Here is a 13999-nt window from a genome sequence, read left to right as displayed (position 1 = left end):
GCGGTCCGGAGGGCATGCTCCTTTTTTCGCGGGGTTAGCGTCCGAGGATGGCCCGGGCAATCTCGTCGGCGTCCCGCAGGGTGCGCTGGCCACTGCGGTACACGGGTCCGCTCTTCTGCCGGGCTTCGGCCGCGATGGCGGTTCCCCACTGCACCGCGGACAGCTGCAGACCCAGGACGTATAGGCCTTCGGTCACCGAGCCGTTCGCGCCCAGCGGCCGGTACGGATGCGGCGTCACGTCCAGCCCGGACGTCGGCACCGGCGCCCCTTCCACCGTCATCATGAGCCGCGGGCGGACCAGGCCTTCGGCGAGCAGCTGCTCCAGCAGGGGCGATTCGTTGGCCGTGACCATGTTGGCCGGCGCCAGCGCCTCAACCATGGCCACGGCCTGCACCACTTCCCCGAAACCATCTTCCGCGCTGTTCCCCACCCAGGGCGAGACCGCCGTGAACGTCCCGGCCTTGCGGTCCACGCCGAACTTCGGGTCCGGGCCGACGAACCGGACGACGCCGGCGCTGACCAGGGCCGCGAGCTGTTCGGACCGGAGCGCCGGCGGACCGCTGGCCAGGCCTTCGACGAAGGATTCGAACCAGCCGCGGAGTCCCGCGACCCAGGATTCATCGGTGATGCCGCCGTCCGCGACGGCGGTCTTCAGCACCGCCCGGCCGTGGTGCAGGGCGCCGATGGTCATCTTCACCGGGTCGTCCTCGCCCAGCGCGGAACGCCTGGCGTCATCGAGCAGATAGTCGACGACGGCGTTGTCGAGTTCCGCACGGGAGGCGAACGACCTCCCGGCCAGCGGCGCCGCGAGTCCCAGCAGGTTGAGGCGGTGGGCGGGGCGGACGTGGATCTCCAGCACGGAGTCCACCACGTCGTCCCATTTCGCGGCCGAGTGCGCGTGCGGATGGAGGGCCTCCTCCAGCGCCTGCAGGAACTCCTTCGGGTCCGTCACGATGGCGCCCGGCTGCGAGCGCGCCAGCGTCGAGTAGTAGGCCCAGAGGGCGTCGCGGTGCAGGAGGGGCCAGAGGTCATGGTCGAAGGCAGGCCGGATTCCCGCCTCCGCGAATTTCGCCAGGGCGCTTTCGGTGCAGTACCTCAACGTCACGGCGTCGGGATAGTAGCCGGCGAGGGTCGCCTTGGCCCGGTACGGGGTGCCGCGACGGGAGGCTGCGATGATGAGCGGTTCGCGGCCGGAGGGAAGGTAGCGGAGTCCGCCGTTTTCGCCGGCCAGGAACCGTCCGCCGCGGCCTTCGGTCAGCTGGCCCATGGCGTCGAAGAAGTTCAGGCCCATGCCGCGCACCAGAACCGGTTTGACCGCCGGCACCAGCGCCCAGTCGACGTCGGCCGGAGCCGCCGGAGGCAGGTACAGCAGCCCGAGGTCCTGCGCCGCCGTCTGGAGTTCACGTTGTTCGGGGTTGAGCCGCGATTCCAGGTGGCCGAGGGCCAGAACCACGGAATCGACGGTGAGGACCGCGCCGTCGGCCAGTCCGACGTCGAACCTCACCCGGCCGTCCTCGCCCTCCCCGGCTCGGGGCGCGGCAGCATGGCGGACGAAAGTCGCCGTCGTGTCGTGGAATTCCACCGTAGCGCCGGCGGGGAGGCGGGACAGCAGCTCCTCCAAGGTGGAGCGCAGGTAGCGCCCGTACAGGGCCCGGCTGGGGAAGTCCGCCGCACCCAGCCCGGAGAGTTCTGCACGTTCCTCGGCCGAGAGGCAGGGGTGGGGCTGTTCCTGCTGCAGTTCACGCCACCTGTCGAAGGTGTGGCCGGCGAGCGGCCGCGCGAGGTCGGGGTCCTCGGGGATGACCGTGGGGTAGAACGACTGCGTGTTCATCAGGTAGAGCCGGGACTGGCCGGGCTGCCAGACGTGTCCCGGCCCCGCGGGATACGGGTCGATAACGTCGACGTGCAAGGTGGCGTCCGGTCCGGCAGGCACCCAGTTGGCCAGCAGCCGCTCCAGTGCGCTGGTGCCCCGGGGACCGGCGCCAATCACTGCCGTCCGGATGCTCTGCGATATGCCCACGGCATCCAGCGTATCCGCTACCGGCCCGCAGCCCGGACCCGGGTGAGGGACCCGGGACGGGTTCCGCCGGGCTGCGGCTTGACTTGCTACTGGTGCGCGGATGTTGCTTGGATGGAAAAATGACCACCGCTGAAGCTGCTCCCCCGCCCGCGTCCGACCGTCCCGCCGCGAGCGCCCCCGCGGACACCGCAGGGGGAACCGCGCCCGAACCCGTTGACGAAAACATCTGGCTCGAGGAGATCTACGGCGAGGAACAGCTGGCCTGGGTCCGGGAGCAGAACGCCCGCACCGAGGAGCTGCTGGAGGATGCCGAGTACACGGCCCTGGAGGGCAGCATCCTGGAGGTGCTGGACTCCCCCGACCGGATCGCGATGGTGGGCAAGCACGGCGAGTGGTACTACAACTTCTGGAAGGACCGGGAGAACCCGAAGGGCCTGTGGCGCCGGACCAGCTGGGACAGCTACCGCGGCGGGGCCCCGGAGTGGGACGTCCTGCTGGATGTGGACGCGCTGGCCGCGGCGGAAGGCGAGGAGTGGGTCTTCCACGGCGCCAACTTCCTGCGCCCGGCCGCCGGAGAGCCGCACCGGCGCGCGCTGCTGGCACTCTCCCCCGACGGCGGCGACGCAAACCGCTACCGCGAGTTCGACGTCGAGTCCCGCAGCTTCGTGGACCCCGCTGCCGGCGGCTTCGACCTGCCGGCCGCGAAAGGCAACGCCTCCTGGCTCGACGCGGACACCCTGCTGGTCTCCTCCACCGCCGAGGGACTGCCCGCCACCACGTCCTCCTACGCCCGAACCGGCGTCAAGCTGCGCCGCGGCGGATCCCTGACCACGGCGGAGCGGCTGTTCGACATCCCCGAGGACCACATGATGGCCCTCGTGGCGCATGACTCCACCCCGGGCTTCGAGCGGACCTTTGCCGTGGACTGGATCAGTTTCTTCGAAAAGACCACCTCGGTGCTGCGCGACGGCCGGTGGGTTCAGCTCGACGTCCCGCTGGACGTCAACCTCAGTGCGCACCGCAAATGGCTGCTGTTCCGGCCGCAAAAGGACTGGACCGTCGGCGCGGCGACCTACCCGGCAGGATCCCTGCTCGCGGCCGGCTTCGAGGATTTCCTGGCCGGCAGCCGGGAAGTGTCCGTGCTGTTCACCCCGGATGAGCACACCTCCCTGCAGTCCTGGAGCTGGACGCGGGACTTCCTGCTGCTGAATCTGCTCCGCGACGTCTCCTCGGAGATCCGCGTCCTCGATCCGCAGCAGCCCGGGACGGACACCGCCTGGGCTTCCACCGTGCTGGACGCCTGCCCGCCGCTGCACGACGTCAACGCCTACGCCGTCGACGACGAGGACACCGCCATCGGTTCGGACGACGACTCGGACGATGACGGTACCGACGGCGCCGCACCGCCAGCCGAAGGGGAGGCTCCCGGGGCCGGGAACGACTTCTGGCTCGTGGCCACCGGTTTCACCACCCCGAGCACCCTGACCCGCGGGACCCTGAAGCGCACCGCCCGGGGCGGCGTGGACGGCACGCACGAGGTGATCCGGTCCTCGCCGTCGTTCTTCAACGAAGACGCCTACGAAGTCCAGCAGCACTTTGCCGTGTCCCAGGACGGCACCCGGGTGCCGTATTTCCAGGTGGCATCCAAGGGCCTCGTGCTGGACGGCCAGAACCCCACGCAGCTCTCCGGATACGGCGGCTTCGAGATCTCCCGGACCCCCGCGTACAGCGGCGCGGTCGGCCGCGCCTGGCTGGAACGCCGCACCCAGGAATGCGCCGGGCCCGAGGGGGGTGCCCCGCACACCCGTGGCGGGGTCTACGTCGTGGCGAACATCCGCGGCGGCGGCGAATATGGTCCCTCGTGGCACCGCGCGGCGCTGCAGGACAAACGGCACCGGGCCTACGAGGATTTCGCCGCCGTGGCGGCCGACCTGATCTCCCGCGGCGTGACGTCGCGCGAACGGCTCGGCTGCGTCGGCGGATCCAACGGCGGCCTGCTGGTGGGGAACATGCTCACCCGGTATCCGGAGCTCTTCGGGGCCGTCTCCTGCGGGGTGCCGCTGCTGGACATGCGCCGCTACACCAAGCTGTCCGCCGGATACTCCTGGATTGCCGAGTACGGCGATCCGGACGTCCCCGAGCAGTGGGACTTCATCAGGACGTTTTCCCCCTACCACCTGCTCAGGGACGGGGTGGACTACCCGGAGACGTTCATCTGGACGGCCACCTCGGACGACCGCGTGGGGCCGGTCCAGGCGCGCAAAATGGCCGCCCGCATGCAGGCGATGGGCATCCCCAACGTCTGGTTCCACGAGGCGCTGGAAGGCGGCCACGCGGGTGCCTCGGACAACCGGCAGGCCGCGGCGCTGCAAAGCCGCAGCCAGCACTTCCTCTGGCGGGCCCTGGCGGGCCGGAGCGCCTGAGCTCCGGCACTTCCCCGACGAGCCACGCGGGGTCACTTTGCGCCCAGGCCGCGGCCGGGATGGGCCGAAAGTGAACCCGCGTGGCTCGTTTTGCACTGCATGGCCCCTTCTGCGTATCCTTGGTTGGCTAGTTAATAGCAATTGGAGACGTGCCAGAGCGGCCGAATGGGCTTCACTGCTAATGAAGTGTGGGGCACAACTCCACCGGGGGTTCAAATCCCCCCGTCTCCGCGTTTGGCCCCGGTCCTGGACCGGGGCCTTTTGCGTACCCGGGCACGTCCGGGTGCCGGACACCGGGCGCCGTCCCGGCGGCCCGGATGGCAGGATAAGCCCATGTCGAGCAACAACGCGTTTGACGCGATCATCGTAGGCGGCGGCCATAACGGCCTGGCCGCGGCCGCATATCTGTCCAAAGCCGGCCGGAAGGTCCTGCTGCTGGAGAAACTGGAGCACCCCGGCGGTGCCGCGGTGTCCGCCCAGGCGTTCGACGGCGTCGACGCGCGCCTCTCGCGGTATTCCTACCTCGTGAGCCTGCTCCCGCAACAGGTCATCGACGACCTTGGGTTGCGCATCCGGCTGGCCCGGCGCCGGTACTCGTCCTACACCCCCGACCCGCACGACGGCAGCAACGCCCTGCTGGTCGACAATGGGGATGCCGAGGCCACGGCGGCGTCCTTTGCCGCCGTCGGCGCTCCCGCCGGCGAATTCCACGCCTTCACCGAGTTCTACGCCGGCTGCCGCCGGCTCACCGAGGCGCTCTGGCCCACCATGACGTCGCCGCTGCCGACCCGCTCCGAGGCGAGGGCTCTCGCGGCCGGTGCCGGTGCGGCGGAGGTGTGGGAGGCCATGGTCGAACGGCCTCTCGGGGACAGCATCGCCCGGTCGCTGCAGCACGACCTGGTCCGCGGCGTGGTGCTGACGGACGCCCTGATCGGAACCTTTGCCCGGGCCGGCGACGAGGATCTGCAGCAGAACATCTGTTTCCTGTACCACCTGGTCGGCGGCGGGACGGGCGACTGGGACGTACCCGTCGGCGGGATGGGCGCAGTGTCCGGCGAACTGGAACGCTCCGCCCGTGACGCCGGCGCGACCATCCTGACGTCCGCTGAGGTCACCGCCGTCCGCCCGGGAGGCGCGGTCAGCTACCGGCATAACGGAGCAGAGCGGACGGCCACCGCGTCCTGGGTCCTCGCCAACGTGGCCCCGGTGGTGCTCGACCGGCTCAGGAGCTCCGGGGCTTCCAACGGCACCGCCCCGGACACAACACAGAACCCGAACCATCTCCGGGAGGGCGCCCAGGTCAAGGTGAACCTGCTGCTGAAACGGCTCCCCCGGCTGCTGGACCCGAAGGCCAGCCCGGAGGCTGCCTTCGGCGGGACATTCCACATCAACGAGACCTGGTCGCAGCTCGACGCCGCCTACCTCGCCGCCGCGGCCGGAACCATCCCGGACCCGCTGCCCTGCGAGATCTACTGCCATTCCCTCACGGACCCCAGCATCCTGTCCCCGGAACTGCAGGCCTCCGGAGCGCAGACCCTCACCGTGTTCGGCCTGCACGTCCCGGACCGGCTGATCACAGCGGACAACAACGACCAGCGCCGGGCGGAACTGCAGGCCGCGGTCCTGAAGTCCCTGAACTCGGTCCTGGCCGAACCCATCGAGGAGCTGCTGGTGGCCGGCCCGGACGGGCAGCCCTGCATCGAAACCAAAACCACCCTGGACATTGAACGCGCGGTCGGCATGCCGCGGGGCAACATCTTCCACGGGGGCCTCGACTGGCCCTTCGTCGAGGACAACGCACCGCGGGACACCCCGGCGCAGCGCTGGGGCGTCGCGACGGATGACCCGCAGCTCCTGCTCTGCGGCTCCGGGGCCCGGCGCGGCGGTGCCGTCAGCGCCATCGGCGGGCACAACGCGGCCATGGCAGTGCTGGAGTCCGGGTCCCTGGAATCCGGGCCGTTGGGATCCGCCCGTGCTTCGCAGGGCTAGGCCGGGCGCCGCAGTGGCCCGTGCATGACTAAGCCTTCACCGCCTGCTGGCACCCCGGCGGACCAGTGGAGTCCACGGCTGGCCCTGCTCGTCGCGGCGACGTTTTTTATGGAGTTCCTCGACGGCACCGTCCTGGTCACCGCGATCCCCAGCATCGCGGCGGACTTCTCAGTCCCCTCGGCTGACGTCAACATCACCATGACCGCCTACCTGTTGACGGTGGCGATGGGGATCCCGCTCAGCGGCTGGCTGGCCGAACGCCTCGGGGCACGGCGGGTGTTCTGCCTGGCCATTGCGACGTTCACGGTGGCCTCGCTGTTGTGCGCGCTCAGCCAGGACCTGACCATGCTGACCCTCAGCCGGGTGCTGCAGGGTGCGGGCGGCGCCATGATGGTCCCCGTGGGCACCCTGGTGGTGCTCCGCGGAACGGCCAAGAAGGACCTGCTCCGCGCCACGGCCTACCTGGTCTGGCCCGGACTGCTGGCGCCGGTCCTCGCCCCGCTGGTGGGAGGCGCGCTCACCACGTTCCTGTCCTGGCACTGGATCTTCCTGATCAATCTCCCGCTGGGCCTCGCGGCGTTCCTCGCGGCGCTGCGGCTGGTCCCGAGCACCGCGGGTGACCGGACACGGCGCCTGGACTGGCTGGGGCTGGCCCTCACGACCCTGGGCGTGGGGGCCGTCGTGGTGGGGCTGGAGCTGGCCGGCGGCCGCGAGTCCGGCGGCCTTGCGACCGCCAGCTTCACCGCCGGGCTGCTGTTCCTGGTCACGGCTGTCTGGTGGATGCGGCGGGCCCGCTCCCCCTTGTTCGACCTCGGGGTTTTTTCCGCCCGGACGTTCTGCGCCACGGCGACCGGCGGGTTCGTCTACCGCCTGACCATCAGTGCCGTGCCCTTCCTGCTGCCGCTGATGTTCCAGATCGGCTTCGGCTGGGATCCGCTGCGCGCCGGGGTCCTCGTCGCGGCAGTGTTTCTGGGCAATATCGGGATCAAGCCCGCCACGACCCCGCTCATCCGGCGCTTCGGCTTCAAGCCGGTGCTGGTCTTCGCGTCGCTGGCCTCGGCGGTGACCTTTGCGCTGTGCGCCCTGCTCGATGCCGGCACCCCGGAGCCGCTGATCTTCGCGTTGCTCGTGGCCAGCGGAGCCTTCCGGTCCATCGGCTTCTCGGCTTATGCCTCCGTGCAGTACGCCGACGTCGTTCCGGCCCAGCTGCCGTCCGCCAACGCCGTCTCCGCCACCCTGGTGCAGCTCGCGACGGCGGCCGGGATCGCCATCGGGGCCCTGCTGATCCGGGTTTATGAGGCCGGCGGCCCGCTGCTGGGCGGGGTGGGGGCGGCCGGCGGGGATCCGGCGGCACCGTACCGGGCCGCGTTCCTGGCGCTTGCCGTGGTCATGCTCCTGAGCACCCTGGACAGCCTGGCGCTGCCCCGCCACGCCGGGGCCGAGGTCAGCCGGCCTGGCCAAGCACCAACGGCAGCACAGCGCCGGCGCCCGCGAGCCTGAGGGCCCGGCCGGCGACGGTCACGGTCCAGCGGCTGTCGACCAGATCGTCGATCAGCATCACGCTCTGGCCCTGGATTCCGGCCAGGGCGGCTTCCAGTTCCGGCCCCACCACGAGCCGGTCCCAGACCCCGGCGAGCCGGTAGGCGCTGTTGCCGCCGCGCCCGCCGGTCGGTCCGCCGTGCTCGAGCTGCAGCTGCCCCAGGTAGGGGATCCGGCCGATTTCCGAGATGCCCCGGGCCAGCGAGTCCACCAGGGCAGGCTTGCCGCGGGACGGGACGCTGATGATGGCGGCGGGCCGGCCTGCCCCGCTCCAGCCGGGCGTGCGGGCGTCGCCGGCGCCCCACTCGCGCAGCACCTGGACGCAGGCCTGCAGCATGCCGGGGTCCACGGTCCGGTCGGGGGCTCCGGCGGCGAAGGCTTCGCGCAGGGCGCCGCCCCAGCCGAGGTCCGTGAGCCGTGCCAGCGCGCGGCCGCCGGCGACGCTTTCCTCGGGCTTGAACTTGCCCTTCACGGGCACGCCCAGGCGGTCCATGCCGCTGGGCCACTGCAGCCGGGGTTCCAGCGGGACACCGGCGCGGCTCAGCGTCTGGCCCGCGGCTTCGGTGGCCGACGCGGCAATGTCCGCCGGGAACCATTGTCCGGCGCAGTTGTCACAGCGGCCGCAGGCGCGGGCGGTCTCATCGTCGAGGACCGAGGTGATGTATTCCATCCGGCAGCCGGCGGTGTCCTGGTAGATGACCATGGAGTCCTGCTCGTCCACCCGGGCCGACGCGATCCGGCTGTACCGCTCGGCGTCGTAGGTCCACGGCTGGCCCGTGGAACGCCAGCCGCCGCCCACCCGCTCCACGGCGCCGTCGACCGCCAGGACCTTCAGGAGCAGCTCCAGCGGCGTCCGGCGCAGATCCACGCGCGCCTCCAGCGCAACCGTGGACACGGCGGTCCCCGCTTCTGCGAGGGCGGTCAGCACCGCTCCGGCCTTCTCCTCCGACGGCATCGACGCGGTGGCGAAGTACTGCCAGATGTCCCGGTCCTCGGACCCGGGCAGCAGCAGCACGTCGGCGTTGGCGGCCCCACGGCCGGCACGGCCGACCTGCTGGTAGTAGGCCACGGGCGAGGACGGCGCCCCCAGGTGCACCACGAACCCGAGATCCGGCTTGTCGAAGCCCATGCCGAGCGCCGAGGTGGCCACGAGGGCCTTGACTTGGTTGTCCTTCAGGAGTTGCTCGGCGCGTTCCCGGTCGGCCGGGTCGGTGCGTCCGGTGTAGGCCAGCACCTCGTGCCCGGCTTCGGCGAGGAGCCGTGCGGTGTCCTCGGCGGCGGAGACCGTCAGGGTGTAAATGATTCCGCTGCCGGGCAGGTCCTTCAAATGGGTGAGCAGCCAGCCGAGCCGGTCGCGGGAGTCCGGCAGGCTCAGCACGCCGAGCCGCAGCGATTCCCGGCCCAGGGCGCCGCGGATGGTCAGCACACCGGCGCCCAGCTGCTCCTCGATGTCGTGGACCACCCGGGAGTTGGCCGTGGCGGTGGTGGCCAGCACCGGCACCGACTCCGGCAGCTGGGTGATCAGGTCGGCGATGCGGCGGTAGTCGGGACGGAAGTCGTGGCCCCAGTCCGAGATGCAGTGGGCCTCATCGATGACCAGCAGCCCGGTGCGGCGGATCAGCTCGGGGAGCTGGTTCTCCCGGAACGAGGGATTGGTGAGCCGCTCGGGCGAGACCAGCAGGACATCGACCTCATCGGCCGCGAGCTGTTCGCGGACGGTGTCCCATTCCAGCTGGTTGGCGGAGTTGATGGCCACGGCCCGGACCCCGGCCCGTGCCGCGGCGGCTACCTGGTCACGCATGAGGGCCAGCAGCGGGGAGACGATCAGGGTGGGCCCGGCGCCGCGGCGCCGGAGCAGCAGGGACGAGACAAAGTACACCGCCGACTTTCCCCAGCCGGTGCGCTGCACGACGAGGGCCCGCCTGCCGCCGTCGACGAGGGCCTCAATGGCCTCAAACTGGCCGTCATGGAACTCCGCGGCCGGGTGCCCGACCAGCTCGCGCAGCACTTCCTGGGCCTGCTCCCGGGTTCCGGCTCCCCCGGCGGAACCGGCGGGGCCGGCCCCTCCAGCGGGGGCGGCGGAAGCGGAAAGGACTGCAGCGTTCTGGTTATTGGCCATTGCTTCAGTATCCCAGCCCCCTCCGACAGCCGCGAAGCCGGGGGCGCCGCTATGTGGACAATCACAGCGGATCCGCCCGCTCTCCGGCGGCAGGAGGACCACACGATCGCTCCTCCACAGCACGGTTCGGCCGTCAACGTAAGATAAGACGCGTGACTATGGACCAGACAAAGACTTTTGACCTCTCGGCCTCCTTCAAGGCCTACGACGTGCGCGGCATCGTCGGCGAGTCGATCACCGCCGAGATCGTCGAGGCGGTGGGCGCGGCATTCGTCGACGTGCTGGCGCTGGCGGGCAAAACGGTGCTGGTCGGCGGCGACATGCGCCCGTCCTCCCCCGAGTTCAGCAAGGCCTTTGCCAACGGCGCCGCCCGGCGCGGCGCCAACGTCCAGCTCCTCGACCTCATCTCCACCGATGAGCTCTACTACGCCTGCGGCTCGCTCAACGCGGCCGGCGCCACCTTCACCGCCAGCCACAACCCCGCAGAGTACAACGGCATCAAGATGGCCAAGGCCGGCGCCGAGCCGATCTCCTCCGAATCCGGACTCAAGGAAATCCAGGCCCGCGCCGAGGAATACCTCAACTCCGGTTCCATCCCCGCCGCCCCCACGCGCGGCCTGATCGGCGTGCACGACGTGCTGAAGGGCTACTCCGAGTACCTGCGCAGCCTCGTGGACCTCCGCGGCTCCCGTCCGCTGAAGGTCGTCGTTGACGCCGGCAACGGCATGGCCGGCCTGACCACCCCCGCCGTGCTCGGCGACGCCCTGCTGCCCAAGCTTCCCCTCGAGATCATTCCGCTCTACTTCGAGCTGGACGGTTCCTTCCCGAACCACCCCGCCAACCCGCTGGAACCGGAGAACCTGCGCGACCTGCAGGCCGCCGTCGTCGAGCACGGCGCGGACATCGGGCTGGCGTTCGACGGCGACGCCGACCGCTGCTTCGTCATCGACGAAAAGGGCGAACCCGTCTCGCCGTCCGCGATCACCGGCATGGTGGCCCGGCGCGAGATTGGCCGCGCACAGGGCCTCGGCGAGGCCAACCCCACCGTCATCCACAACCTGCTGACCTCCCGCGCGGTCCCGGAACTGGTGGAACGCCACGGCGGCCGGGCCGTGCGCACCCGCGTGGGCCACTCCTTCATTAAGGCTGTCATGGCCGCGGAGGGGGCCATCTTCGGCGGCGAACACTCCGCCCACTTCTACTTCCGCGACTTCTGGAACGCAGACACCGGCATGCTCGCCGCGATGCACGTCCTGGCCGCCCTGGGCGAACAGGAGGGCCCGCTGTCCGAGCTTGGCCGCGAATACGAGCCGTACATGTCCTCCGGCGAGATCAACTCGGAAATCGAGGACAAGGCCGGCGCCGTGGAACGGGTCCGTCAGGATTTCCATTCCGAGGACGTTGAGGTGGATTATCTGGACGGCAGCACCTTCATCGCCACGGACGGCAGCTACTGGTTCAACCTGCGGCCCTCCAACACCGAGCCGTTCCTCCGCCTGAACGTCGAAGCCACGGACCGGGCCACCATGGAGCGTGTCCGCGAGCGCGTCCTGGCACTGGTCCGGGGCTAGAACCGTGTCGGAACGGCCAGCGAATCCCGTCACGGACTCCGCAATACAAACCTCCAGCGCGAACCCTGCCGGGACGGAATCGTGGCGCAGCAGCGTGCCGGAAGCCAGTGCCACCGATCTGGAGAACCTGCTCGGCACCGGAGTCGGCGCCGCCCAGGAACAGCTTGAGCGCAACGGCGGGTTCCTGCCGTTCGCCCTGGTGGTCGAAAACGACGGCGAGGTCCGGCTGGTTGCCGTCACTCCCGCCGACGCGGCCGAGGGAACGGACGCGGATTTCGACGCCGACTCGATGATCAGCGACCTGACCGAGCTGCTGCGCCAGCACCGGGACGAGTTCCGCGCCGCCGCCGTCGTGTGTGACATCACCCTGCTGGAGGAGGCCTCGGACGCGATCCACGTGGCCGCGGAGCACCGGGACGGCTCCCTCTTCGCCGCGGTCCTGCCCTACGCCGCCAACCCCGCGACCCACGAGCTGGAATTCGGCGAGCTCTCCGCGGATTCGAACGAGCCCGGCATCTGGGTGGACTAGACCGCCCGTAAACTGGTGTTATGAAGATCAACGCCTTCGCGGATGTAAGCCTGCGCGCCATGATGGTGCTCGCAGCCGCCCCCGACGGCGCGCTCCTCACCACCCAGAGCATCGCCGATGCCGTCGCGACCCCGTACAACCACGTCAGCAAGGCGATGGCGAAGCTGCGTGAACTGGGAATGATCGACGTCGAACGCGGCCGGCACGGCGGCTCCCGGCTCAGCAGCGCGGGACGCGTCGCCACCGTGGGCCAGCTGCTGCGCCAGCTGGACACCCGCACGGACCCGGCCGACTGCGTCGCGGCCGGCGGGGCATGTCCGCTGATCAACGAATGCCGCCTCCGCGGCGCCCTCTCCCGGGCCCGTGAGGCTTTCTACCGCGAACTGGACGAAATTATCGTCGCATCCCTGCCGACCTCCCGGCAGATGGCGCCGGTGTTCCAGGCGATCGGTCTGCGTCCCGGCCTCTGAGCGGAGCCGTGCTTCGCCCAAGCTGCCAGGCCCTGCCCGCCACGCCCGGGAATCCCCTCGATTTGGAGATGTTTTCTACGCCATGTAGAACTGATGCATAAATACTTGCATTTCAGATACAGGTATTATCGACGGTCCGGTTGAAGACCCCGGGCCACTATCTCAGGAGTCAACATGCTCTCGGACAAGTCCTTCCCCGTCATCGAGGCCACCCTCCCGCTGGTCGGTTCCCGGATCGGCGAAATCACCCCCAAGTTCTACGCCCGCCTCTTCGCAGCGCACCCGGAACTGCTGGACGGCCTTTTCAGCCGCTCGAACCAGCGCAACGGCAACCAGCAGCAGGCCCTGGCCGGAAGCATCGCCGCTTTCGCCACCCACCTGGTCAACAACCCCGGCACCCTGCCGGAGACCGTGCTTGCCCGCATCGCCCACCGCCACACCTCCCTCGGCATCACCGAACCGCAGTACCAGGTGGTCTACGAGCACCTCTTCGCCGCCATCGCCGAGGATCTGGCCGAAGTCATCACCCCCGAAATCGCCGAGGCCTGGACCGAGGTCTACTGGCTCATGGCGGACGCCCTGATCAAGCTCGAAAAGGGCCTCTACGCCGCACAGGCCAACAGCGTGATGTGGAGCCCGTGGCGGGTCGCCGCCAAGACCGCCGCCGGCACGGGATCGATCACCTTCACCCTGGAACCGGCCGACGACACCCCCATCACCCCCGCTCTTCCGGGACAGTACGTGAGCGTCAAGGTCACCGTTCCGGACGGACTGCGCCAGGTCCGCCAGTACTCGCTCTCCGGCGACGCCGGTACGAGCCGCAGCTTCACCACCAAGAAGGACGACGGCGGCGAAGTCTCCCCCGTGCTGCACGACACCGTCCAGGTGGGCGACATCCTCGAGATCTCCAACCCCTACGGCGAGATCACGCTCAAGGACGGCGACGGCCCCGTCGTCCTGGCTTCCGCCGGCATTGGCTGCACACCGACCGCCTCGATCCTGCGCTCCCTCGCGGACGCCGGCTCGGACCGCCAGGTCCTGGTCCTGCACGCGGAAAGCGATCTGGAGTCCTGGGCGCTGCGCTCCCAGATGACGGACGACGTCGAGCGCCTCGACGGTGCCGACCTCCAGCTCTGGCTCGAGCGGCCCGTCGCGGGAACCAAGGAGGGCTTCATGTCCCTGCGCGAAGTGGACCTGCCGGCCAACGCCTCGCTGTACCTGTGCGGTCCGCTGCCGTTCATGAAGAGCATCCGCAACGAGGCCATCAATGCCGGCATCCCGGCCACGAAGATCCACTACGAGGTCTTCGGCCCGGACATCTGGCTCGCCAGCTAAGGTA

At 70.0% G+C, this 13999-nt stretch carries 9 protein-coding genes and 1 tRNA gene; 8 read left to right on the top strand and 2 right to left on the bottom strand.

Features of this window, described 5'->3' with window-relative positions; all coding sequences use genetic code 11:
* Positions 1–34: 34 nt before the first annotated feature.
* The gene (locus tag AC50YC_RS10850) at positions 35–2020 is read right to left on the bottom strand and encodes an FAD/NAD(P)-binding protein (protein WP_494953531.1); all 1986 of its coding nucleotides are present in this window, start codon (positions 2018–2020) and stop codon (positions 35–37) included.
* Between the two features lie 119 nt (positions 2021–2139).
* Between AC50YC_RS10850 and AC50YC_RS10845 the strand changes: the two genes are divergently transcribed.
* The 4 genes from AC50YC_RS10845 to AC50YC_RS10830 all read left to right on the top strand — a co-directional run bounded on the left by AC50YC_RS10845 (position 2140) and on the right by AC50YC_RS10830 (position 7932).
* The gene (locus tag AC50YC_RS10845) at positions 2140–4443 is read left to right on the top strand and encodes a prolyl oligopeptidase family serine peptidase (protein WP_494953530.1); all 2304 of its coding nucleotides are present in this window, start codon (positions 2140–2142) and stop codon (positions 4441–4443) included.
* A 143-nt stretch (positions 4444–4586) separates the two neighbouring features.
* Positions 4587–4674 (top strand) — tRNA-Ser (locus AC50YC_RS10840).
* A gap of 102 nt (positions 4675–4776) precedes the next feature.
* The gene (locus AC50YC_RS10835; protein ID WP_494953529.1) at positions 4777–6432 is read left to right on the top strand and encodes a phytoene desaturase family protein; all 1656 of its coding nucleotides are present in this window, start codon (positions 4777–4779) and stop codon (positions 6430–6432) included.
* Between the two features lie 24 nt (positions 6433–6456).
* A complete protein-coding gene (locus AC50YC_RS10830; protein ID WP_494953528.1) occupies positions 6457–7932 on the top strand; it encodes an MFS transporter in 1476 nt (491 codons plus the stop codon).
* On the opposite strand, the gene AC50YC_RS10825 is transcribed toward AC50YC_RS10830, so the two are convergent.
* A complete protein-coding gene (locus AC50YC_RS10825) occupies positions 7877–10090 on the bottom strand; it encodes a RecQ family ATP-dependent DNA helicase (RefSeq protein WP_494953527.1) in 2214 nt (737 codons plus the stop codon). The two genes, AC50YC_RS10830 and AC50YC_RS10825, sit on opposite strands and share 56 nt — an antisense overlap.
* A 152-nt stretch (positions 10091–10242) precedes the next feature.
* Between AC50YC_RS10825 and AC50YC_RS10820 the strand changes: the two genes are divergently transcribed.
* The 4 genes from AC50YC_RS10820 to AC50YC_RS10805 all read left to right on the top strand — a co-directional run bounded on the left by AC50YC_RS10820 (position 10243) and on the right by AC50YC_RS10805 (position 13995).
* A complete protein-coding gene (locus AC50YC_RS10820; protein ID WP_494953526.1) occupies positions 10243–11661 on the top strand; it encodes a phosphomannomutase/phosphoglucomutase in 1419 nt (472 codons plus the stop codon).
* 94 nt (positions 11662–11755) lie between these two features.
* Complete coding sequence (locus AC50YC_RS10815) at positions 11756–12190, top strand: hypothetical protein (RefSeq protein ID WP_494953525.1); 435 nt, start codon at positions 11756–11758, stop codon at positions 12188–12190.
* Between the two features lie 20 nt (positions 12191–12210).
* On the top strand, positions 12211–12660 hold the full coding sequence (locus AC50YC_RS10810; protein WP_494953524.1) for an RrF2 family transcriptional regulator: 450 nt from the start codon (positions 12211–12213) through the stop codon (positions 12658–12660).
* 174 nt (positions 12661–12834) lie between these two features.
* Positions 12835–13995 carry a globin domain-containing protein gene (locus AC50YC_RS10805; protein WP_494953523.1) on the top strand — a complete coding sequence of 387 codons (1161 nt, stop codon included), beginning with the start codon at positions 12835–12837 and terminating at the stop codon, positions 13993–13995.
* Positions 13996–13999 lie beyond the last annotated feature (4 nt).

This window comes from Pseudarthrobacter sp. MDT1-56, from assembly GCF_059383555.1.
This window is presented reverse-complemented; position numbering and strand designations above follow the sequence as displayed.